Here is a 20,657-nt window from a genome sequence, read left to right as displayed (position 1 = left end):
AGCCACAAGACGCCCACCTTGAGTAAATGGGAAATAAAAAAACCGCACTGAAGTGCGGTTTTTTTATCGAATATCAAAGCAAGATCAGTAAGCTAAGCACTACCCAGCCAACGCGCCAAGGTTTCCCGAAGAAGATCCTTGCTCAGAGGCTTAGTCAGAAAATCATCCATACCTGCTGCCAGGCAACGGCCCTCAAATTGCTCTTCAGTAGTGCTGGTTACAGCAACAATAGGCAGGCGATCATCCGGGCGGTGCTCAGACTCCCAGCGACGCAGTATCTCGATAATCTGCGCACTATGATCCGTATTTTGCTGGCAGTCCACTAACACCAAATCATAATGACCTTCAGACAAGCGAACTAAAGCATCATCCGCATCTACCGCTATATCTACCTGGTAACCCAGGGCCTGAAGCATTTCCTCAGTCACCCATTGATGAGGCCTAGACTCCTCCACCAACAACAAAGAGTAGTGACGCGGCTGATCCGCCCCACCGGTAACCACTCTTCGACAACTTCTTTTCGCACCGCCAAACAGTAATCCCACTAACGCATCGTGCAGTTCTTTACGGGTCACCGGTCGACTCAGATACTGTGCCGATGGTAAGAGTTGCTGCAGGTGAGCAAACTCACTTTTCTGGCCAAAGCCGCCCAGGCATACCAGGCGACTCTCTTTATCACTTGCTTCTTGGGACTCTTCAAAGAAAGGCGTAATGGATTCGAAAAGAGTCGAATCCCCCATTGCCGGTGCCATCATTACCAATTGGTTGCGTTCTACCGCTTGGCGAAGCAGCTGCTGGACTTCGCACTCACAACCTTCACACCAGCGGATGGACTTTACATCCATCCCAAAAGAACGCAGCACCTGCACCAAACCTGAAATAAATAGGCCTTTCTGATGAATTAACAGGACTTCAATATCCTGTAACTTTCTGTCCGGTGTGAGGTAGGTTCGTTGGTTTGGCTCGGTGGAATACTTGATCACCACCTGATAGCGGTTGCCATCTGGGGTTGAATGCAGTTGAAGGTAACCGCCCATTGCTTCGGCTAGGCCTTTAGCAATCGAGAGTCCGAGACCTGTAGTTACCTGGGTGGTATCCATACGGGAGAAGGCACCGAAAAGTTCGCTCTCGTCCGGCAATATCTCACCGCGCCCATCATCCATCAAAGTGATCGAGAGCTGCCCTTCTACCGTGGTGATCGGGTTATAAGATACCTCACCCCACAGCTCGCCTCTTTGGGCAATGCCAGTAGCGGAGTCCACCAGATTGCGAATCAGCTGGGCCGTTTTGCGATTATCCCCTGTCACCATCACCGGGAGATTGTCATCAATCTGGAAGTTAAATTCTAACTCCTGACTGTGGGCAGCTCTCGCTGCAAACTTGAATGATTTTTCTACAGTCTTGACCAGGTTAAAGGGCCCCTGGCGCAACCGAATATCTTTGCGAGCCACCCGGGTAAACAAGCCCACATTATCAACCAGTTTGAGTTGCTGGCTACTGGCAACCTTGGCCAGCTCTACCCATTCGCGCTGACGGTCACTCAATGGCTCAGCTTCGAGCAGCGCTAAGGCACCAAGGGAATCAGACAGCTGGCTGCGGAATTCCTGGCCGATATTGGCAATAAACTCATTGGTCAGTTCAACTGCAGCTTCAGAGTGTTTGCGGGCTGCAGCCAGGCTACTCGCTCTTTGTTGCAGTTCCTGCATCGCAGACAAACGCTCCCAATAGTTCTCCGATTCACGACGGCCCTGGTGGGCAGTCAGCCAAATAAAAGCGAGGGTGAGAGTTCCGTAGATGGTCCCCAGAATCATGCCCGAGAACAGTGCCATTAGCGCTGCTGGCAGTAGTGAGGTTGCGGTGAACCAAGTCAGGAAACGATGGTAGGGAGAAAATACGGTGGTAACACTGGAGCAAAAGATTACCGAATAGATCCACAGGAAGTGGGTCTCAGGCGCAAACCCCATTAAGTAGACAAAGTAAAATAAGGTAATGCCCCACCAGGCTGAGCCGATAATCGAGAACAGAAAGTAACGATTGCGCCAACGATTTGGTCCCGAGCCATACAGGTGGTCGAAGCGAAAAACGTAGTAGCCCCTAATCAGGGTTAGTACTACCAGGCCGATTCCCATTGTTAATAACAGGCGCGGAGCTTCTAGGCGCATATCTCCAATAGAGGCTGCGATCAGAAATGCAAAAAGGGAGAGCACCATGCCGCGCCGGGTATATTTGGCGATACGCATGTCAGTTGCGCGGCAAATACGTCTGTCTTTTTGAACCTTAAGTTCAGGGCGATCAAATATAGACATTGCGACCTTCCCTGAGAGACTGGGTATCCGGTGCCATTGAAGCTCCCTAGCCTATCCCGAGTACTTCAACCAAAACGGTCTTTATTAGAAATCCCAGCAATCCAAGCCCCAGAGCAAGGAACAGAATAAACGTCCCAAATCTACCAGCCTTGGAGTCTTTTGCCAGGTTCCAAACAATAAACACCATAAATAGAATTAGTGCACCGATTCCCAACCACAGGGAATACTCTTCAAACTGCTCAAATGTCATGCGTGCATTCGCTTAAAAAATTGGCGCGCATTGTACAGTGCTTAAGGGCAACTGGTAAGTCATTGGCAAAATCTAGTCGACCACCGTACCATTTGGTAAAACTATAAATTCAAGCACCCTGATAGTAGTCGCCATCCTCTGAAGCGTGAGTGCCGCAACGAAGCCTGCGAACCTCTTTATCCCGGTAGCGGCTATCATGCCAGCATCTAGGAAGTGGCTCACCAGAGAGGAAGCATAAGTCAGTTTTATCGAAGACTTCTGGGTCCTGAATCTCTTCACCCCACAAATAACGGCCTACCACAGTCAGCTCGTAGGGATTCGAGAGTGTGACGATATCAGCCACTTCTACCAAATGCTTGGTGGATATGTCTTTAAAAAGCATAGTGGCACCTTTTTCCTCGTTACTAATCCAGTATAGGGCTAAAGATGACATTTCCGCCTAAAACCGCCCGACTTCTGTGGGGGGCCGCACGAATGGGAGCGTCGATATTCGAGTGTACTTAAGGGGTGGTTACTGGGGAGAAGCAGGCCCGAGTTCTATATTCGAGCCTGTCAGTAGGGAGGTTACTAGCCTTCGATCGTCAATCGAGCGGAGACCATACCTTCATCGGCAAGGGCATCCAGATTAATCGTGCGAACAGCCATTTTCTCCTGCATTAGGCGATTCAACCAGGGTTGCAAATCCTGATAACGGACTTCTTCAATCCACAATCGGATGCGGTTTTCACCCTCAGGCTCAAAGCGCTTAATCACAATCTGGTTTTGTTTTGCCGCACCAGTAACGCGCTGCAAAAGAGTACCTGAAGCACCGCCAGCACCACCGCCTGCGGGCTTTATTCGCTCCAGCGTCGGACGCTGGCCCTCCATCCAGTTAACCAGCTCACGATTTTCTTCCGCTCGCAAGCGGGACTCATCAAAGAAGCCCTTTGCCGGGGAATACAGGCCATAAACTATAAAAATTACGGCTCCGAATATACTCAGCAAACCCAAGGCTCTCTGGTCATTGGGCGGAAGTGCCTGCCATTTCTGGCGCCACTGTTCGATCTGTTCTTTCATTATATTGCTACCACCAATCTCTTCTTACGCCTGGCTGCTTTATATAAACCGCTGGCTCTAACGTAAGCGAATACGGCCTGAAACGCCTTTTTTCAACTCGTTCGCACCTAACAGGTCCGCCTTGATCCCACCGCCAGATAGCTTGCTGACAAATGCATCGAGATCAGACAGGTTTTCTGCCTGAAGCTGCAACACCATTTCTCCACGCTGGCCATCAAAACGAAGGGACTGTAATTTTAATGCGCCCCCTTTGTGAGCAATCCAGACTTTGCTCAACTGCTGCATCTGGGTAGAGAAAGCACCACCCTGATTACCCGCGCCTTTCAGGAAACCTTCAAGCTGTCGGCGCATCTGGGCAGACGGTCGAGTATTCGGGAACAATTCCGTAAACATCGCCCGGGCCTGCTCTTCAGACTGGTTGCCCTTCCACTGGTAAAAAGCACCGGCACCGACAAAAAACAGTAGCTGGATAACAAAACAGGCGGCAGCAACTTTAGCCGGGCGCATCCACCAAACCGCAGCGCTCTTATTACTCGATAACTGATAATCTCCAGTTAGCAAGTTTGTTAGCAGCCCCAGCTTGAACCGTTCAACAAAGACTTCTTCCGCTGAGCGCTGGTTTAGCTGTAAGCCATCGCCAAACTGGGATTCCAACTCAGCAATCAGCAGCCCATCCTGCTCGCCAGCCCCCAGCAGTACTACCTGTTTGTTATCAATCGGCTCGCCGCTTTCAGAATCGTCTTCGCTTTCAGATTCACCACCTTCATCAACTAATAGCGAACCGAGAAGAGGTTGTAAAAAATCGCGATTAACAGTTAGACCCTGCCCGGCACCTTTCCAGATATGCGCTTGGCCACCATCCAGCCACAGGCGAATGTCACCTTCGATCAAGCTAAGTAATTCATACTCCGGCACTACAGCAGCCAGCGGCCACTGGAGCCGCTCCAACTGGGAGTGAAGTGCTTCTATTTTTTCAACATCAATGGCGTATACGCTGCAGAGATCACCGGTGCGGGGTCTGCAGGCAAAGTGTAAGTCCTCGACATCCTGGGCTAAATGCTCCTCAACCATGTAACCAATGGCACTTGCCTGGCGACGAGCTGCCTTAGGTATAGTTTCGAGACCGCTCCATACCCAGTTACCAGGCACCATCAGTAGCGCTTTGGCTCCCTCAGGAAGGTTGAGCTGAGGGAATTCAGGCTGCTCTTCGACAGCTTCAAATTCGGGATTAAATGCCTGAGCAAATTCTGAATCCAAGGCTACTTGTTGCCAATTACCCTCTTGCCACTGATGCAAGCGCAGAGTCAGGTCAGCAGTTTCGCTCAGCCGCAGCAGAACCAGAGACGACTGAGGAGGCGCTGTAGGGGCTTCAATCTCGTTAATGCTTTTCTTTTTAAACATACAATTTCTAACTATTCGCTCTCTTCAGTGCTTTCGTACTCGAGCAACTCCTGCATCATTTGACCAGAAAAGGCCCGGCGCTGGCGCTGGCGCACCCGAACCTTGCCATCTGTACTGTTCCGAACCAGGGCGGACTCCCAATACTGCCGGTAATCTCCATCGTCCCCGAGTTGGACAGCAATACGCGCCAGAAAGTGCTGGCTTTGAAGGGTAAAAGGCCCGGAATTAGCAATGCCATAATCCGCATATTCACTCGAGTCACTGATATAGCCGCCCGACTCGCGGAGTTGCACCAACTTGGAAACACTTGCGGAAGGCTCAATCGCCTCGATCAGCTCCTCAGAAGCAGTGTTGATATTTACCAGGGTTCCTGTCTCCGGGAGGGCACAAATGAAAGGTTCCAGTTTCTGCCAGTCCTCCAGCTCCATATCCACTACCGATGACAACTCAGAAGTATCACTGATCATCATATCTGGTGTGCGATGGGCGAGTTCCCTGCCCAAATAGCCGTCATCCTCTGTCCCCGACGTTCGAGGGGTATCGCCATCGTCCACCCAGTCTGCAATTGACTTAGCGAGATCTGACTTCCCTGTAGTGTTATTCACCAGGCGCTGAAAGATCTCGAACTGATCGTTATTACTGCTATCGGATAAATTATTCACATTAAAACATGAATGTAAGTCCTTGATATTCATCCGAATTTTTCCGTTATCGGGATTGAATTGTAGAACGGGAAACGCCCAGGGTTCCAAACTGTGATCTACATTTTCGTTAGCATCCTGATCTTCTTCAAAGTCCTCTAATAGAGATACACGCGTCCAGGCTTCTGCGGCTTCGACAAACTCAGCAAGCTGAGTATTGGCAAGCAAGGCTCCACTACGGGAGATCGAAACTTGATCGCGCATTATGGAGTGAGTTACCGCTGAAATAGCGATCACCATCACCAGCAACACAACAATCAAAGCAACTCCTGTTTGGCGCGCTATCGGTACCGGTATTACTCTACTCGTCATTGTCTAAGTACCTGGAGAGCCATTAGGCGGGTTACTGGTAGAGCCATTAGTCTCGGCAGGCAAGAGTTGGAATACGCGGCGAACCTCTCCGTACTGTCGGGTGATAATCACAAATTCAATCGCTTTGGGAAGACGTATATCAGCACTGGTCGTGGAGTTGGTAGTGCTAACCGGCGGCCACTGGGCAACCCAGGCATCACTGTCTGGGTCCAGGTATTGAAGAGTCAAGCTTTCAACCCCCATAAGAAGGGGTTCGGCAATAGACTCAGAATCTGGGGATCGATCCAGAACCTGCCAACGGCTGCGTAGTAGCAATCCGCCGATATCCTCATCCTCCCCTTCAACACCGATTGTCAAGGAGTCGCTTTCAAGGTCCTCGGAGTAACCAAGGCTATAACTCAAACGCAATAGCTCTCCACGAGGTTCGCCGGTGAGATTAGCTGCACCAAGGCGTGTAAATTCCAATTCATCCTCGTCACCACGCAGAGCGTGCTCATAGCCGCTATAGGCATTCTTAACTGCACGAGCTGTGATCTGCCGAAAATCATTGTCAATGCGATACATCGCCATGGAGAAACGGCGCAGTTGTTCCGCTCTCTGATCTACCACCTCTTCAGTGTCAAAGAAGAGTCCCAATAGTGAGAAGCAACCGACACTGATAATGGCAACGAGAACTAAAACGACAAGGACTTCAACGAGGGTAAAACCCGACTGACTGGGAAGGCGTACAGGCATACTCGCTATTCCTCCGCCGCCCAGGCATCCAGGGTCAAGGTTGGGTTTTCTGCGTCCAGGTGGCCAACCTCAATAATAATATGGCGCAAGCGCTCATTAGTGGTGGCTTCCACACGGGCCCTCACCTCCCACTCCCTCTGCCCAAGTGTCACCTGATCTGTTTGTTCGCCTATAGGAGGCCAAGGAGTTTGAACACGAACTTGGGAAAGTACCTGCTGGGCGACCCAGTTTGCCGCTAGGCGATCTTCCATCATCCGCTGCTTATGAACACTACCCTGCATTGCCCCCAAAACAGCGATGGCAATGATGCCGAACATAAATAGAGCAACCAATGTCTCAATCAAGGTAAAGCCGCGTTGAGCACCCTTAAAATTCATCGGCCTGCCACTCTAGCTGCAATCCGTTCAGGCTGGTGTAAGAAATAGTCGCACCTCGAACGTCGTCGCCATTCTCAACAAGGTACATGGCAACTTCCACGGGAAGTACCTCTCCACTGGAGAGGGCAACAAATTGCGGAACGACTCGATCTTCATTGGTCTCTTCTGCAAATTCCGTGGATTCTGTCGACGGCAGCTCCGCCTCAGTTATCACTTCAAGGCGAACGATTTCCGGCAATTCATGGGTGGCAAAACGCGCAGCACGCCTCCCCGACGCAACCGAATCTATCGGCAACCAGGTCATTGTTTCTTGCTCAAAATGCACCACGCTATAAGTGCCCTGCTCAAAAACAACGCCGTAATGCATTTTGTCAATCAGGGCTCGATCCGCAACCAACTGCAATAGCGCCGACAAGCGCTGGGCTTCTTTTTGCCACACGCGCCCGCCGGAATTCCCCATCGATAGAGTCGCCATGCCCGCCAGAGAGGCGATGATGACAATCACTACCAACAGTTCGATCAGCGTAAAGCCACGGCTTCGACCGATGCTATACATCAAGTGCAAATTTCAGGTGTTACAGGTCAGTAACGTAGATATCAGCGGCTTCGCCCTCACCGCCCGCTTTGCCATCGGCACCGAGGGTGAATAGGTCGTAGGCACCGGCACTGCCTGGGCTGATGTACTGATATTCATAGCCCCAGGGATCTTTTGGCGCTTTCTTCAGGTAGGGCTCAGTCCAGTTCTTCGCTTCGGGGAAGCCGGATGGGCGGGATACCAGTGCCATCAGGCCCTGATCAGAGCTGGGGTAGACAAAGTTATCCATGCGATAAAGGTCTAGTGCAGTCTCGATAGCTTTCAGGTCAACCCTGGCCGCTTTCATTCGAGCTTCGCCGGTCTTGCCAAGAACATTAGGTACAACCAGTGCACCAAGCACCCCGAGAATTACGATCACCACCATAATTTCAATCAGGGTAAAGCCACCACTTTTACGTAGGGTTTTCATTTTTCTCTCCTAGTTCACTCTAACTCTGGGAACCCCAAGGGTCACGATACCCTTCGTGACCCCAATTATTTAAAAGTCACCAAATCAGTAAATTACACGATTCCCCAGCCTAAAGCAGCAACATGCCCAGCAAAACTGCCGCTCCCAGCCCAACAAGAATCTTCGACGCCTCTAGCAGTGTAAAGCCGGCGCTGTTGCGCAAGGATTTCATACCAACCTCCTGAAGCAGCTACGCAATTTCTCTTTGACCTACACCTAATTTGAGCATTAAACAACCAATTCGTTCATGCTCAGAATTGGCATCATAATAGCCATAACAATGAACAACACGATGGCAGCCATTATCAGCAGCATCAGAGGTTCAAAGATGCTCACAAAGGCAGTTACCGCACCCTGCAAATCCTGCTCTTGCGAATCCGCCGCACGCTGAAGCATTTCATCGAGAGTGCCCGAAGATTCACCACTTGCGATCATATAGATCATCATCGGTGGGAAATAGCCTACATCTTCCAGGGCTTTACGAAGGCTCCCGCCCTCGCGCACGCTCTTTTGAGCCGCATCGAGTCGGTCTTTAAGGAAGGTATTGGTCATTACTCCACCGGCGATACCCATGGCTTGAACCAGCGGCACACTGCTGCCCGTAAGAATCGCCAGGGTTCCTACATAGCGAGCACTCTGTGTCCCTCGCATCATCCAGCCAATAATTGGCAGCTCCAGCAAACGGTGGTGGAAGCGATATCGAATTGCCGGGCGCCGCAGCATCATCACAGCGCCAAAAATGAGCGCCCCAAGTGCCGGCGGCACCAGCCAGCCCCAGGCAGAAATAAAATCGCTCATGGAGACCAGGATGCGGGTAGCCAGCGGCAAAACCTGCCCGGTGCCGGTAAACACCTCGATAACATCGGGTACCACGTACACCATCAAACCGGTTACAACCAATACGCAGATAAATACCAAAACAACTGGGTAAATCAGAGCCAGCTGCACCTTCTGCCGAAATTGCTGCTGCCCTTCCGTGTAGTCACCGAGGCGATCCAGCACCGCATCCAAATGACCAGAGTGCTCCCCTGCTTCAACCGTAGCGCGATAGAGTTTGGGGAATGCCCGTGGAAAACTGCTCAGGGCCAAGGCGAAACTGTGCCCTTCAAGAATTTTGCCCCGAACAGCCAATACCACGCGTTTGATTTTTTGGTTGCGAGTCTGGTTGGCAATGGCCCCAAGGGTTTCTTCTAGAGGAATACCCGCTCGAAGCAAGGTGGACATCTGCCGAGTTAGCAGGGCCAGGTTTTTAACACTCAGCCCAGGGCTACCAGATAGAAAGCTGGCGCCGCCCTTCTCTTCTTTTTCGGTAGCTGCACTGACTTCCAGGGGCACCATGCCTTTCGCGCGCAGTTGCTGCCGCGCAGCGCGCGCGCTATCCGCCTCGAGCGTACCGCGACTCTTGCGGCCGGATGCTGCCAGCGCTGTATACTCAAAAGCTGCCACAATCAGGACTCCTGCGTAACTCGTAGCACTTCCTCAAGGGAGGTCCTACCCGCTAGTACTTTCTCTACGCCATCATCACGGATGCTGGGGCCAAGCTTGCGTGCTTCCGCAACCAACTTGCTCTCTGAAGCGCGATCGTGGATCAATTGGCGCATCACTTCGTTGAGCGGCACCAATTCATAGATACCGATACGACCGACATAGCCACTGTGATTACACTCTTCACAGCCATTAGGTCGATAGATGATGGCTTCCTCATCAGCCCCGACGCCCAAAACCTCACGCTCGCTGCTGTCAGCCACATGAGGTTGCTTGCATTCAGGACACAGAACTCGCACCAGGCGCTGGGCAAGAACACCAATCACGCTGGACGACAGCAGGAAGGGTTCAATTCCCATATCCACCAGACGGGTTACCGAACCCAAAGCGGTGTTGGTGTGCAGGGTTGAAAGTACCAAGTGTCCGGTCAAACTCGCCTGGATTGCAATCTGCATAGTCTCCAGATCTCGAATCTCACCGACCATCACTACATCCGGGTCCTGACGCAGGATCGCGCGAAGCCCTCGGGCGAAAGTCATATCAGCTTTGGTATTAACCTGAGTCTGTCCAACCCCTTCCAGGTTGTATTCCACCGGGTCCTCGACCGTCAGAATATTCTTCTCACGGTTATTGATACTACCGAGGCCAGCATACAAGGTGGTGGTTTTACCGGAGCCCGTTGGTCCGGTCACCAGGATAATGCCGTGGGGATGTCCCAACAGGTCTGTCATCACGCGCAAGTCGCGATCTGCCATCCCCAGCTTACTCAGGTCCATTTTGCCCGCTTGCTTATCCAGCAAACGCATTACCACCCGCTCACCCGCCGATGACGGCATGGTAGAGACACGTACATCTACCTCTCGGCCAGCCATCAAAAGGGAGATCCGGCCATCTTGAGGCACGCGTTTCTCGGCGATATCCAGTTTTGCCATTACTTTAATACGGGATACCAGCAATGGAGCCAGAGCGCGCCGGGGTTGCAGTACTTCACGAAGTACACCATCGACCCGGAAGCGCACGACGAGGCGCTTCTCAAAGGTTTCAATATGAATATCCGAGGCGCCCTGCTTGAGCGATTCGGCAAAAATTGCGTTGATCAATTTGACGATAGGTGCATCGTCTTCCTGTTCCAACAAGTCCTCAGTCTCAGGCAGCGAATCGGCGACCGCTGCAAGATCCAGGTCTTCACCCAGGCCTTCGACTTCGGAGAGGTTGCCACCCTCCCTGTTTTCATACAGGCGCTGCAAAGCACCCTGGAAAACATCTTCCTCTACAGCCTCCAAAGATACAGCCGCACCACTGATGCGCTGTACTTCGGCAACCGCTGATGGGCTCAGCGGCGCCACATATTGGCAGAGGGGTTTGCCTTCCTGCTCGGTTAACAGAACCTTGTGACGCTTTGCGAAAGCGTAAGGAAGGCGGCGAATTGCTGGAGTCCCTGTTCCTGTTTCAGCCGTCATTTAGCTTCTTCTACCTCCAACACCTCAACCTCAACATCCACGTCTTCTTCGACTGATTCAATGGCAGCACCATCTATAGAACCATCTACTGGCGCAGGGCTCTCGTTGTAGGTGCCTGTTGGCGGCATCAGGTCAGGTAGTACATCACCGCGGTGCCAATCCCAGATCAGGCTGGTGCGGTCTTTCAGGAATATTTGCTTCTGCTGCATATCCATGTAGCGCTTGCGCGTTTCCTCATAGCCAGCAACTTGACTACTGAGGATTCTGGGACGCAAGAACACCATCAGATTAGTTTTGCTAACACTCTTCTCAGTGTTTCTGAACAAGCGACCAATGCCGGGAATATCACCGAGGAGAGGCACTTTGGACACGGTTTCATTCACCTGATCTTCCATCAAACCACCCAGTACTAGGATCGCGCCATCATCGATCAATACTTTTGTGCGGATCTCACGCTTGCTGGTAACGATATCGGACGCACCTTCCGCTGCAGCCGTAGCAGAAGACAAAACGTTTTCAACCTTTTGCTCGATCTCGAGAGTTACCGAGTTGTTGTTATTCACACGGGGAATCACTTTAAGAGTGGTACCCACATCCTCACGCTGGATGGTGGTAAACGGATCATCGTTACTACCAGACAGCAACTGTTCACCGGTAATAAAAGGTACGTTCTGGCCCACCAAAATCTCAGCTTCTTCATTATCCAAAGCCATAATTGTTGGTGTAGAAAGGATATTGGTATTGCTCTCTGACGCTACGGCATTAATCGCAGCGCGGATATCACCGCCACTGAGGTAGCCCAGGTGCAATGCGCCAGCTCCCACCAAATCAGTCACAGGAAGTGAAAATGGGTTGGGTTCCCCATCGGAATCCGTACCTAACTGGTTATTCCAACCGGCAACAGCATTACTGCCAGAACCAGCAATCCAACTAATACCCAGTTCGCTACCTGTACCTTCAACTACCTCTACAATAATTGCCTCAATCAAAACCTGCGCTCTGCGCACGTCCAACCTGGCAATAACACCTTTCATAGTTTCAAGGAGAGCGGGAGGAGCAGTTAACACCAGTGCGTTGAGCGACTCGTTAACTTGAATGCTGACTTCGATATTCGCCGCTTGCTGGTCTTTCTCTGTGTTCTGGATGCTACCACTCATACCCTCGAGGATAGGCTTCAGATCTGCTGCATTGGCATACTGGATATAAACAACTGCGGTGTTGCCTTCGCCATCCAGCGGTGCATCGAGACGGCCTATTACCGTCTTAATCTGCTGGCGGGTAACAGGGTCTCCGGTCAGGAGAATACTATTGGAGCGTTCATCAACAGAAATACGCAGCGGTTGCACTTCCTTGCCCGCTTTGCCTCCACTTGACTGAAGCAGATCGGTAAGAACTTGCTTTACTTCCTTCGCAGAAGCAAACATCAACGGCACCACTTCAATATCAATAGCGCCGGCGCGGTCAAGTTGCTTCACCAGGCGAATAATCTGATCAATATTTGCAGCGCGGTCAGCAATAATCAGAGTGTTGGTATCAGCATAAGCAGCCAAGTGCCCAGTTTGCGGAATCAGCGGGCGCAACATAGCAATCAGCTGTGAAGCGGAAATGTTCTCAACCCTTACAGTGCGGACAACCAGGGATTCCGCGGGAGCTCGAGTGGTCTCATCTGCGACAGGTATCGCCTGCTGCTTGGCCAGCGCATCGGGAACCACTTTCCAGGTTCCGCCCTGTTCCACCAAACTAAAGCCATTGACTTGAAGCACCGACATAAATACATCAAAGGCTTCATTGTGAGTCATTGGGTCACCGGCAACTACGGTGACCTTACCCTTAACATTCGGGTGGACAATAATATTTTTGCCAGTGAAATCAGCAGCCCAATTGATCAGATCACGAATGTCTGCATTGTCGAGAGAAAGGGTAACCCGCTCCGGGCCCTGAGCCAGCGTTGCAGTACAAACAAAAAAACTCAATCCGACCGCAAGCAGCCGTCGATAAAACATCTTCATCATTATTTATCTGGCTCTAGTAAATGTTCAAAAAATCAAAACAATCTAGGTAGATAGTTTTTATTTAGGCTCACGCTGAGCACGACGCTCGCGGGCCAATTCACGCAGCTGCTCCATTCTCTCCCGAATGTTCTGCTGGTTCTCATCTCTTTGAGCAGTTCTTCTGGAGGAGCTGGAACTTGACGTTCTCTGTCTGGAACTGCTGACGCCTCTCAATGGTACGTTTGGCCTTCCGTCTACTTCTGGGTATGTCAGTTTTTCCATCCTGCCATTACGACGAAGAACCACATGGTCAACCTCAACAGAATAAAGTTCGGCGCCACCTGGAAGCCGATCACCGACATACAAACGCTTGGAGGGTTTACCTTTCTCCGACACCAGAGCACTGGCTTTGGTTTTATTGGAGCTGTCAAAAACACCGGATAAAACAATATTCAGCTGGGTCAGAGGAATATTTTCGAGGTCGACTTCAGGGACTTCTGTAGCCTTTTTAGGTTCAGCACGTCCAAAGAACGGCGTGCTGGGAAGACTGGCAGCGCTGGGGGGAGGAGCACCTCTCGGGCTTTTACGCTCCGCGAGCAGGGATTCCTGAGGATCGCTTGGGACCAATAGGGAGCCATAGGCAAACAAATTGCCAGACAACCACAACAGGCCAATAGCTGACGCCGCCATAGTGCCACGGGAGAGACCTTTGCTCGACTCGCCCTGGGCAAACTTATTGCCAATTGAGCCAACGGCTCGCGCTAGAGGGGACATGAACATACCCACATACAAGTTCAACTTTCTGAGGTTATTGGTTTTTGACGCCTATTTTCTTGCCTCAGCCCGGGAAAGGCAACGCTCTTTCAAGTTAAACGCCGCAAACCCTCATTTCGTCCCTTAAATTGCACACTAGTTCCGCAGGTTGTCACCAAAAAACGAAAAAAGGCGGCATGACGCCGCCTTTTTCAATGCCCGCTAGTATAGCAATCGGACATTACAGCTTTGTTTCAAGCTCTGGTACAGCTTCAAACAGGTCAGCTACCAGACCGTAGTCAGCAACGGAGAAGATCGGTGCTTCTTCGTCTTTATTGATGGCTACGATAACTTTGGAGTCTTTCATACCTGCCAAATGCTGGATCGCGCCGGAGATACCAACGGCAATATACAGGTCAGGGGCAACGATCTTACCGGTTTGACCAACCTGCATATCGTTAGGTACGAAACCTGCATCCACAGCAGCACGGGAGGCACCAACTGCAGCCCCCAGTTTGTCGGCCAGCTTGTACAGCATTTCGAAGTTTTCGCCATTCTGCATGCCGCGGCCACCAGAAATGACTACGCTCGCAGCGGTCAGCTCAGGACGATCGGATACAGCCAGCTCTTCGCCGACAAAAGAGGAAACACCAGCGTCATCCGCGATATCTACAGATTCAACCGCTGCACTTCCACCTTCAGCCGCCACGGCGTCAAAGGCAGTGGTACGTACAGAGATTACCTTGATGGCATCGGAGCTCTGTACAGTGGCAATGACGTTACCGGCATAAATCGGGCGCTTGAAAGTATCTGCACTTTCAACAGCGACGATGTCGGAAATCGGCTGAACATCCAGCAGCGCAGCAGCGCGTGGCAGCATGTTCTTACCGGTAGTAGTGGCTGGAGCCAGGATATGACCGTAGTCTTTACCCAAGTCCGCTACCAGCTTGGCAACGTTCTCAGCCAACTGGTGCTCGTAAGCGGCATTATCTGCCAGCAGTACCTTGGAAACGCCTTCAGCTTTAGCAGCAGCCTCCGCTACAGGGCCGCAGCCAGATCCAGCAACCAATACAGCAACATCACCACCAATAGCCTTGGCAGCAGCGATGGTGTTGAGCGTAGCGCCCTTCAGTTCGGCGTTGTCGTGTTCAGCAATAACCAGAATGCTCATCAGATTACCTTCGCCTCGTTTTTCAGTTTCTCTACCAGTTCAGCAACGTCAGCAACCTTAATGCCTGCTTGACGCTCAGCCGGCGGCTCAACTTTCAGGGTTTTGGTGCGGGGAGTAATATCAACGCCCAGCTCATCCGGGGTCGTGGTATCGAGAGGCTTACGCTTTGCCTTCATGATGTTAGGCAGGGAGGCGTAACGCGGCTCATTCAGGCGCAGGTCAGTAGTAACAATGGCAGGCAGTTTCAGTTCAACAGTCTGCAGGCCGCCGTCAATTTCACGAGTTACCTTAACAGCGTCGCCTTCTACGGCAACTTCAGAGGCGAAGGTACCCTGCCCCATGCCAGTCAAAGCACCCAGCATCTGGCCGGTCTGGTTGTTATCGCCATCGATGGACTGCTTGCCCAGAATTACCATTTGAGGCTCTTCTTTCTCAACAATCGCTTTCAGGCATTTGGCTACTGCCAGAGGCTGCAGCTCAGCATCGGTCTCAACCAGGATACCGCGGTCGGCACCCAGGGCCAGTGCAGTGCGGATTTGCTCTTGGCATTGCTTGGAGCCCATGGAAACGGCGACTATCTCGCTGACAACGCCTTTTTCCTTCAAGCGCACCGCCTCTTCTACTGCGATTTCGCAGAAGGGGTTGATAGACATTTTGACGTTGGCTGTATCAACGTCAGAGCCGTCCGCCTTGGGGCGAACCTTGACGTTGTAGTCAACAACGCGTTTCACAGCTACAAGAACTTTCATGGAAATCCCGTCTCAAATATGCTTTTTAACAGCCGCGACTGATAATTCACGTCGCGAACGGATACGGTGTTCTGGTCAAACAAGTGTTTGAACGGCGTGTATGGTGGCGGTTCTATAGCGCAAAATCAATAGTCAAATGGAAGTCCCTCCTGCCATTCACAAAATCTATTTCCGGGAATAAGAACCACCTATCCACCCCCAGTAAGCCGTTGAAATACAGCGCATTTGCCATAGCAAATGAATAGTCATGCAATTGGTAGGGTTGATTAAACGCCTATATAATCCGCCAGCAATATAAATGATAAGGCCGGATTGGCCGCAAAAAAGTTGAATACAACTGCTGAGGAGAGTGCCGTGGAACGCGAATCAATGGAATACGATGTAGTGATCGTGGGTGCCGGCCCCGCTGGATTGGCCGCGGCCTGTCGTATTCGTCAGCTCAATGAAGACGTCTCTGTATGTGTCGTGGAGAAAGGCTCAGAAGTAGGAGCTCACATCCTATCCGGTGCTGTATTTGAGCCCACCGCCCTTAATGAACTCTTCCCCGACTGGAAAGAACGTGGAGCCCCCCTCAATACTGAGGTAAAAGGCGACGACATCTACGTCCTGCGCAGCGAAGAGAACTCTATAAAAGTCCCCAACATGTTTGTGCCCAGCACCATGCACAACGAGGGCAACTACATTATCAGTCTCGGCAACCTGTGCCGTTGGCTGGCAGAACAAGCCGAAAGCCTGGGAGTGGAAATCTTCCCTGGCTTCGCCGCTGCCGAAATTTTGTACAATGAAGATGGCTCTGTAAAAGGTATCGCTACTGGCGATATGGGCATCGGCATGAACGGAGAGCAGAAAGACTCTTACATGCCGGGCATGGAGCTGCATGCCAAATACACTCTCTTCGCTGAAGGTTGTCGCGGTCACCTGGGCAAGCAGCTGATCGAACGCTTTAAGCTAGACGAAGATGCCGACCCACAACACTACGGCATCGGTATTAAAGAGATTTGGAAAGTCCCTGCGGACAAACACCAGCAAGGCCTGGTTGTTCACACTGCTGGCTGGCCGCTGGAACAAAGCTCCACCCACGGTGGCGGCTTCCTTTACCACCTCGAAGACAACCAGGTTGTTGTCGGCTTGATTACTGACCTCGCCTATAGCAACCCCCATGTGAGTCCATTTGACGAGTTCCAGCGCTACAAGCACCATCCGGTAATCAAGCAGTACCTGGAAGGTGGCGAGCGCGTCGCCTACGGTGCCCGCGCCATAGTAAAAGGTGGCCTTCAATCTCAACCGAAAATGACCTTCCCTGGCGGCCTGTTGATCGGTGATAACGCCGGCACCCTGAACTTTGCCAAGATCAAGGGCAATCACACCGCGATGAAATCCGGCATGATCGCGGCTGAGTCTGTAGTTGAAGCCCTCGCTGCTGAGCGCAACAGCGAAGAGCTGACCGACTACACCACCAAGTATCGCGATAGCTGGGCCTGGAAAGAGCTGCACATGCAGCGCAACTTCGGCCCTGCCCAGCACAAATGGGGCAACATTCTGGGATCTGCCTATGCATTTGTGGATATCAATATCTTTAAAGGCAAGCTTCCCTGGACCCTGCGCGACACCAAGGCTGACCACGCCCAGCTCAAGCCTGCTGCTGACTGCGCAAAGATTGACTATCCGAAGCCCGACGGCGTACTCAGTTTTGACAAGCTATCTTCCGTGTTTATTTCCAATACTAACCACGAAGAAGACCAGCCTTGCCACCTGACCCTGAAGGACCCAGAAGTTCCGCTGAGTCACAACCTGCCGATTTACGATGAACCCGCGCAGCGCTACTGCCCTGCCGGTGTTTATGAGGTTATTGAAGACACCAACGGTAAGCGCTTCCAGATCAACGCTCAAAACTGCGTACACTGTAAGACCTGTGACATTAAGGACCCAACCCAAAATATTGTTTGGGTAACCCCTGAAGGTGCCGGCGGCCCCAATTATCCAAATATGTAATTGGGTCTACACATAAAAAATGGCGCCGATGGCGCCATTTTTTATTGCTTGAGAACGCATATTTTCGTGCACTTAATCCAAGGCAAAGCCAGCTGACCTCCCTAAAATTTGTACTGCGCGCTCAATGCGAAAGTCTGCCCAACCTCCTCTTCAAAAACGGTGACACCCTGCCTCTCAATTTCAATGGCTTCCCCCAAAAGGTTCTGCACTTTCGCCTTCACCGTCACCTCATCAGTTGGATACCAGAAGTAAGTCAAATCCAGAGAGTGGAATGGCTGCTCAAATGAATCGGGATGAGGATCTCGCCCCGCTTTGTAAAGGCGCTCACCAAATACGTTGTAAACCAAGCTGGCAGAATGGTTCCCGTCCGGGCTATCAAATCCGAGCAGCATATTAACCACATAATCAGAAGCCCCTGTCATTTCGCGAACTGCATTAGTCGGTGCATCAGCCTCATCACCGGCAACAATTTCAGAGTCTTGAAGTGTAATATTGCCCTGCAGGAAGAAGCTATCCATTGGGTCAGAGATAAAGCCAAGGCTTTTCATACCCTCTATTTCTATACCGGTAATCTCACCAGACTCAGCATTTATAATCTCTCGCGCAATATTGTCATCACTTGAGGCAGCTTCAAAAAACTCAATAGGATTAACAATATCCTTATAGAAAGCCGAAATAGTCAGGCTATCGCCGCTATCAAAAAACCACTCTGCGCGAATATCGTAGTTGTCGATCTCCGACGGCCGAACACTCGAATTCCCCCTGATCTGATCATCAGTGTGCGGATCTATATAAATAGCGTCGGTAATTTCACGCAAGTCGGGCCGAACAGCGGTCTTGGATGCACCGAATCTCAACTGGAATGTCTCCGCCCAAAATGACCCCATATAGGTCAAGGATAATGAAGGATAAATATCATCATCCGTATATACCGCTTCAGCCAACTCCTCGGGGTCATTCGTAATCTGTGGTTCACTTTGCGAGAAACTATAGGGGTTCCACTCTAAAGCAGCTTGACTATAGTCCTCCCATCGGGCCCCAACTGAAATACGCCAGGTTTCCTCAAGAGTCCAATCGAATTTACCGTAGATCGCATCTGTCGAAGTAGCGGCCAAATAACTTTGCTTGTTACTACCAGACTTGGCAAAAACAAAATTATTGTCATCATCGGTAATATTGGTATCACTGAACACATCACCCAGAGGGTCATCAAGAATTTCGCTATCAGCAACACTGAAGATATCCAATCCGAACTCAGTTTGCTTATAGGAGCGACCTTTCTCAATCCGAGCAAATCCTCCACTCAACTCCAGCGTGGACGAGGAAAATTCAACAGGCAATGTTGCAGACCAACCGTAGTTTCGAACCTCATCCTCCAGCTCAGTAAATCGGAAGCTAGCGCTCCGCGAAGCAATATCCACTGTTGAACTGAGAACTTCACCTGTTTCCGGATCGGTTTCGGTACTCGCAATAACCTCAACCTGATTGGGAATGTCAGTCATCGCTGTCGCATCGGAATAAAACCAGTCAACCACCAATTCCTCAGGAATCCAGCTTAACAAACCAATAGGCAGCAGCCCCTTAGTTTCCGGGCCAAGGGAATGGCTCCCTTTTAGCTGGTGAAGCTCCAACTCCCGCTCTTCATATTTCAGTTCGTAGTTTCTGAATCCAGTGCCGTCAGATAACAAGCGATTTGAATTAAAATAGTCGCGGATAGAGGTTTCATCATCCGTATTCCTTAAGAACAGGCTGGTACTTTCAACCGCATGTTCATCCGAAAAACGCAAGCCCAGGTTTAAGTTTCCACTGATATCCACGGAATAAGTAGACTCATCTCGATGATCAATCTGCTCTTGCGGATTACCGTAATCACGAATAACTCGCTCACTCTCCCTCCACTTACTTTTGTAAGAGCCTCCAGCCAGAAAACCAAGCTCCCAATCATCCCCAAAGTAGAAGCGGTTCCCCACGCTAGCCTTATAATCTTGATCGGGATCAGTAGACGCCTTTGTGATTGAAATATCACGGTTCAAGCCCAGGGCCAATTCCCTGTTTATTGCTTGCGCTGCTTCATATGCCTCTTGATTGCTGGAATACTCATTGCCTTCTGCAATCAGGGCGTCACGAATACCTGCAACCGTGAGATCTCCTTTAAAGCGTTGCAGGGCTGCAGAAATTTCCCCAGACATAGCCCGGGTTCCATCATCGGTGCCCCAAATATCATCATCTCCACCGCTATAGCTGAGCGCATCCCCACTAACTTCACTGTTGCTACCTGTACCAATTTCGACAGAGTAAGTCAGATCATCAGGTATCCCCTTAGTTCGGATGTCAACATTGCCACCACCAAACGAGGCAGACTTATCTACCGAGTAGCTCTTCTGTACCGCCAGCGATTCCACGATAGAGGTTGGAAATAGATCCAGTGGGATGACATTTCTGGTCAGATCCGGGGATGGCACCGTCGAACCATTGAGAGTTGTACTTGAATATCGCTCACCCAAGCCCCTTACGTAAACGAACTTGTCACTTATCAGGGATAATCCAGATACTCGTCGCAGCGCTGCGGCAACGGTAGAGTCCCCCACCCTGCTGATCATCTCAGCCCCGAGGATATCCGTAACTACCTCTTCCTCCAGGCGCTCGCTAATTAGGACTTCAGCTGAGTCTCTAAGGCGTCCATGGACAATAACCTCTTCAACTTCAGGTGTAGAGTTTTCAACCAGCTCTGTATCTTGTGCAGTCGCAACGGAAGCAAATGTCGAGCCCGCAGCTATCGCTAAAACAAGCGGCGCCCTTTGAAATTTTTCATACTTAGCCATCGAACCGGCCTCTTTTCGTTCCAAAGAATCGCGGTCTGAAATCAAAGAAGGCG

General features: G+C 51.0%; 18 protein-coding genes. 1 reads left to right on the top strand and 17 read right to left on the bottom strand.

Going from position 1 to position 20,657, the window contains the following annotated elements:
* Window positions 1-92: 92 nt before the first annotated feature.
* The 16 genes from ACG1BZ_RS11180 to ACG1BZ_RS11105 all read right to left on the bottom strand — a co-directional run bounded on the left by ACG1BZ_RS11180 (window position 93) and on the right by ACG1BZ_RS11105 (window position 15,790).
* Complete coding sequence (locus tag ACG1BZ_RS11180) at window positions 93-2,306, bottom strand: response regulator (RefSeq protein ID WP_413665701.1); 2,214 nt, start codon at window positions 2,304-2,306, stop codon at window positions 93-95.
* 46 nt (window positions 2,307-2,352) lie between these two features.
* Window positions 2,353-2,556 carry a DUF2788 domain-containing protein gene (locus ACG1BZ_RS11175; protein ID WP_282932717.1) on the bottom strand — a complete coding sequence of 68 codons (204 nt, stop codon included), beginning with the start codon at window positions 2,554-2,556 and terminating at the stop codon, window positions 2,353-2,355.
* 109 nt (window positions 2,557-2,665) lie between these two features.
* A complete protein-coding gene (locus ACG1BZ_RS11170) occupies window positions 2,666-2,938 on the bottom strand; it encodes an acetyltransferase (RefSeq protein ID WP_282932716.1) in 273 nt (90 codons plus the stop codon).
* A 185-nt stretch (window positions 2,939-3,123) separates the two neighbouring features.
* A complete protein-coding gene (gspM, locus tag ACG1BZ_RS11165) occupies window positions 3,124-3,612 on the bottom strand; it encodes a type II secretion system protein GspM (protein ID WP_413665700.1) in 489 nt (162 codons plus the stop codon).
* A 57-nt stretch (window positions 3,613-3,669) separates the two neighbouring features.
* Complete coding sequence (gene gspL / locus ACG1BZ_RS11160; RefSeq protein WP_413665699.1) at window positions 3,670-5,013, bottom strand: type II secretion system protein GspL; 1,344 nt, start codon at window positions 5,011-5,013, stop codon at window positions 3,670-3,672.
* Between the two features lie 11 nt (window positions 5,014-5,024).
* A complete protein-coding gene (gene gspK, locus ACG1BZ_RS11155) occupies window positions 5,025-6,026 on the bottom strand; it encodes a type II secretion system minor pseudopilin GspK (protein WP_413665698.1) in 1,002 nt (333 codons plus the stop codon).
* A gap of 3 nt (window positions 6,027-6,029) precedes the next feature.
* A complete protein-coding gene (locus ACG1BZ_RS11150) occupies window positions 6,030-6,761 on the bottom strand; it encodes a type II secretion system protein GspJ (RefSeq protein WP_413665697.1) in 732 nt (243 codons plus the stop codon).
* 5 nt (window positions 6,762-6,766) lie between these two features.
* Window positions 6,767-7,138, bottom strand: coding sequence for a type II secretion system minor pseudopilin GspI (gene gspI, locus ACG1BZ_RS11145; RefSeq protein WP_413665696.1), 372 nt, complete (start codon window positions 7,136-7,138; stop codon window positions 6,767-6,769).
* The gene (gspH, locus tag ACG1BZ_RS11140) at window positions 7,128-7,694 is read right to left on the bottom strand and encodes a type II secretion system minor pseudopilin GspH (RefSeq protein WP_413665863.1); all 567 of its coding nucleotides are present in this window, start codon (window positions 7,692-7,694) and stop codon (window positions 7,128-7,130) included. Before gspH ends, gspI begins: the two co-directional genes overlap by 11 nt.
* A 19-nt stretch (window positions 7,695-7,713) precedes the next feature.
* Complete coding sequence (gene gspG / locus ACG1BZ_RS11135; protein ID WP_282932708.1) at window positions 7,714-8,142, bottom strand: type II secretion system major pseudopilin GspG; 429 nt, start codon at window positions 8,140-8,142, stop codon at window positions 7,714-7,716.
* 267 nt (window positions 8,143-8,409) lie between these two features.
* Entirely contained in the window at window positions 8,410-9,627 is a 1,218-nt protein-coding gene (gene gspF / locus ACG1BZ_RS11130; RefSeq protein WP_413665695.1) for a type II secretion system inner membrane protein GspF, read from the bottom strand.
* A gap of 2 nt (window positions 9,628-9,629) precedes the next feature.
* A complete protein-coding gene (gspE, locus tag ACG1BZ_RS11125; protein ID WP_413665694.1) occupies window positions 9,630-11,126 on the bottom strand; it encodes a type II secretion system ATPase GspE in 1,497 nt (498 codons plus the stop codon).
* A complete protein-coding gene (gene gspD, locus ACG1BZ_RS11120) occupies window positions 11,123-13,138 on the bottom strand; it encodes a type II secretion system secretin GspD (RefSeq protein WP_413665693.1) in 2,016 nt (671 codons plus the stop codon). The genes gspE and gspD overlap by 4 nt, the downstream gene beginning before the upstream one ends.
* 57 nt (window positions 13,139-13,195) lie before the next feature.
* The gene (locus ACG1BZ_RS11115; protein WP_413665692.1) at window positions 13,196-13,891 is read right to left on the bottom strand and encodes a type II secretion system protein N; all 696 of its coding nucleotides are present in this window, start codon (window positions 13,889-13,891) and stop codon (window positions 13,196-13,198) included.
* Between the two features lie 220 nt (window positions 13,892-14,111).
* Window positions 14,112-15,041, bottom strand: coding sequence for an electron transfer flavoprotein subunit alpha/FixB family protein (locus tag ACG1BZ_RS11110; protein ID WP_413665691.1), 930 nt, complete (start codon window positions 15,039-15,041; stop codon window positions 14,112-14,114).
* Window positions 15,041-15,790, bottom strand: coding sequence for an electron transfer flavoprotein subunit beta/FixA family protein (locus tag ACG1BZ_RS11105; protein ID WP_282932702.1), 750 nt, complete (start codon window positions 15,788-15,790; stop codon window positions 15,041-15,043). The genes ACG1BZ_RS11110 and ACG1BZ_RS11105 overlap by 1 nt, the downstream gene beginning before the upstream one ends.
* A gap of 354 nt (window positions 15,791-16,144) precedes the next feature.
* Here ACG1BZ_RS11105 and ACG1BZ_RS11100 point away from each other — a divergent pair, with 354 nt between their 5' ends.
* Window positions 16,145-17,782, top strand: coding sequence for an electron transfer flavoprotein-ubiquinone oxidoreductase (locus ACG1BZ_RS11100; protein WP_413665690.1), 1,638 nt, complete (start codon window positions 16,145-16,147; stop codon window positions 17,780-17,782).
* Window positions 17,783-17,883: 101 nt separating this feature from the next.
* On the opposite strand, the gene ACG1BZ_RS11095 is transcribed toward ACG1BZ_RS11100, so the two are convergent.
* Window positions 17,884-20,604 (bottom strand): TonB-dependent receptor domain-containing protein, encoded by a 2,721-nt coding sequence (locus ACG1BZ_RS11095; protein ID WP_413665689.1) that lies wholly within the window; start codon window positions 20,602-20,604, stop codon window positions 17,884-17,886.
* Window positions 20,605-20,657: the final 53 nt, after the last annotated feature.

Source organism: Microbulbifer sp. CNSA002 (genome assembly GCF_047324085.1).
Lineage (GTDB): Bacteria > Pseudomonadota > Gammaproteobacteria > Pseudomonadales > Cellvibrionaceae > Microbulbifer.
This window is presented reverse-complemented; position numbering and strand designations above follow the sequence as displayed.

Coding starts and splice junctions, on each gene's coding strand:
- ACG1BZ_RS11180 (WP_413665701.1), bottom strand. CDS start 2,306: ATGTCTATATTTGATCGCCCTGAACTTAAGGTTCAAAAAGACAGACGT.
- ACG1BZ_RS11175 (WP_282932717.1), bottom strand. CDS start 2,556: ATGACATTTGAGCAGTTTGAAGAGTATTCCCTGTGGTTGGGAATCGGT.
- ACG1BZ_RS11170 (WP_282932716.1), bottom strand. CDS start 2,938: ATGCTTTTTAAAGACATATCCACCAAGCATTTGGTAGAAGTGGCTGAT.
- gspM (WP_413665700.1), bottom strand. CDS start 3,612: ATGAAAGAACAGATCGAACAGTGGCGCCAGAAATGGCAGGCACTTCCG.
- gspL (WP_413665699.1), bottom strand. CDS start 5,013: ATGTTTAAAAAGAAAAGCATTAACGAGATTGAAGCCCCTACAGCGCCT.
- gspK (WP_413665698.1), bottom strand. CDS start 6,026: ATGACGAGTAGAGTAATACCGGTACCGATAGCGCGCCAAACAGGAGTT.
- ACG1BZ_RS11150 (WP_413665697.1), bottom strand. CDS start 6,761: ATGCCTGTACGCCTTCCCAGTCAGTCGGGTTTTACCCTCGTTGAAGTC.
- gspI (WP_413665696.1), bottom strand. CDS start 7,138: ATGAATTTTAAGGGTGCTCAACGCGGCTTTACCTTGATTGAGACATTG.
- gspH (WP_413665863.1), bottom strand. CDS start 7,694: ATGTATAGCATCGGTCGAAGCCGTGGCTTTACGCTGATCGAACTGTTG.
- gspG (WP_282932708.1), bottom strand. CDS start 8,142: ATGAAAACCCTACGTAAAAGTGGTGGCTTTACCCTGATTGAAATTATG.
- gspE (WP_413665694.1), bottom strand. CDS start 11,126: ATGACGGCTGAAACAGGAACAGGGACTCCAGCAATTCGCCGCCTTCCT.
- gspD (WP_413665693.1), bottom strand. CDS start 13,138: ATGATGAAGATGTTTTATCGACGGCTGCTTGCGGTCGGATTGAGTTTT.
- ACG1BZ_RS11115 (WP_413665692.1), bottom strand. CDS start 13,891: ATGTCCCCTCTAGCGCGAGCCGTTGGCTCAATTGGCAATAAGTTTGCC.
- ACG1BZ_RS11110 (WP_413665691.1), bottom strand. CDS start 15,041: ATGAGCATTCTGGTTATTGCTGAACACGACAACGCCGAACTGAAGGGC.
- ACG1BZ_RS11105 (WP_282932702.1), bottom strand. CDS start 15,790: ATGAAAGTTCTTGTAGCTGTGAAACGCGTTGTTGACTACAACGTCAAG.
- ACG1BZ_RS11095 (WP_413665689.1), bottom strand. CDS start 20,604: ATGGCTAAGTATGAAAAATTTCAAAGGGCGCCGCTTGTTTTAGCGATA.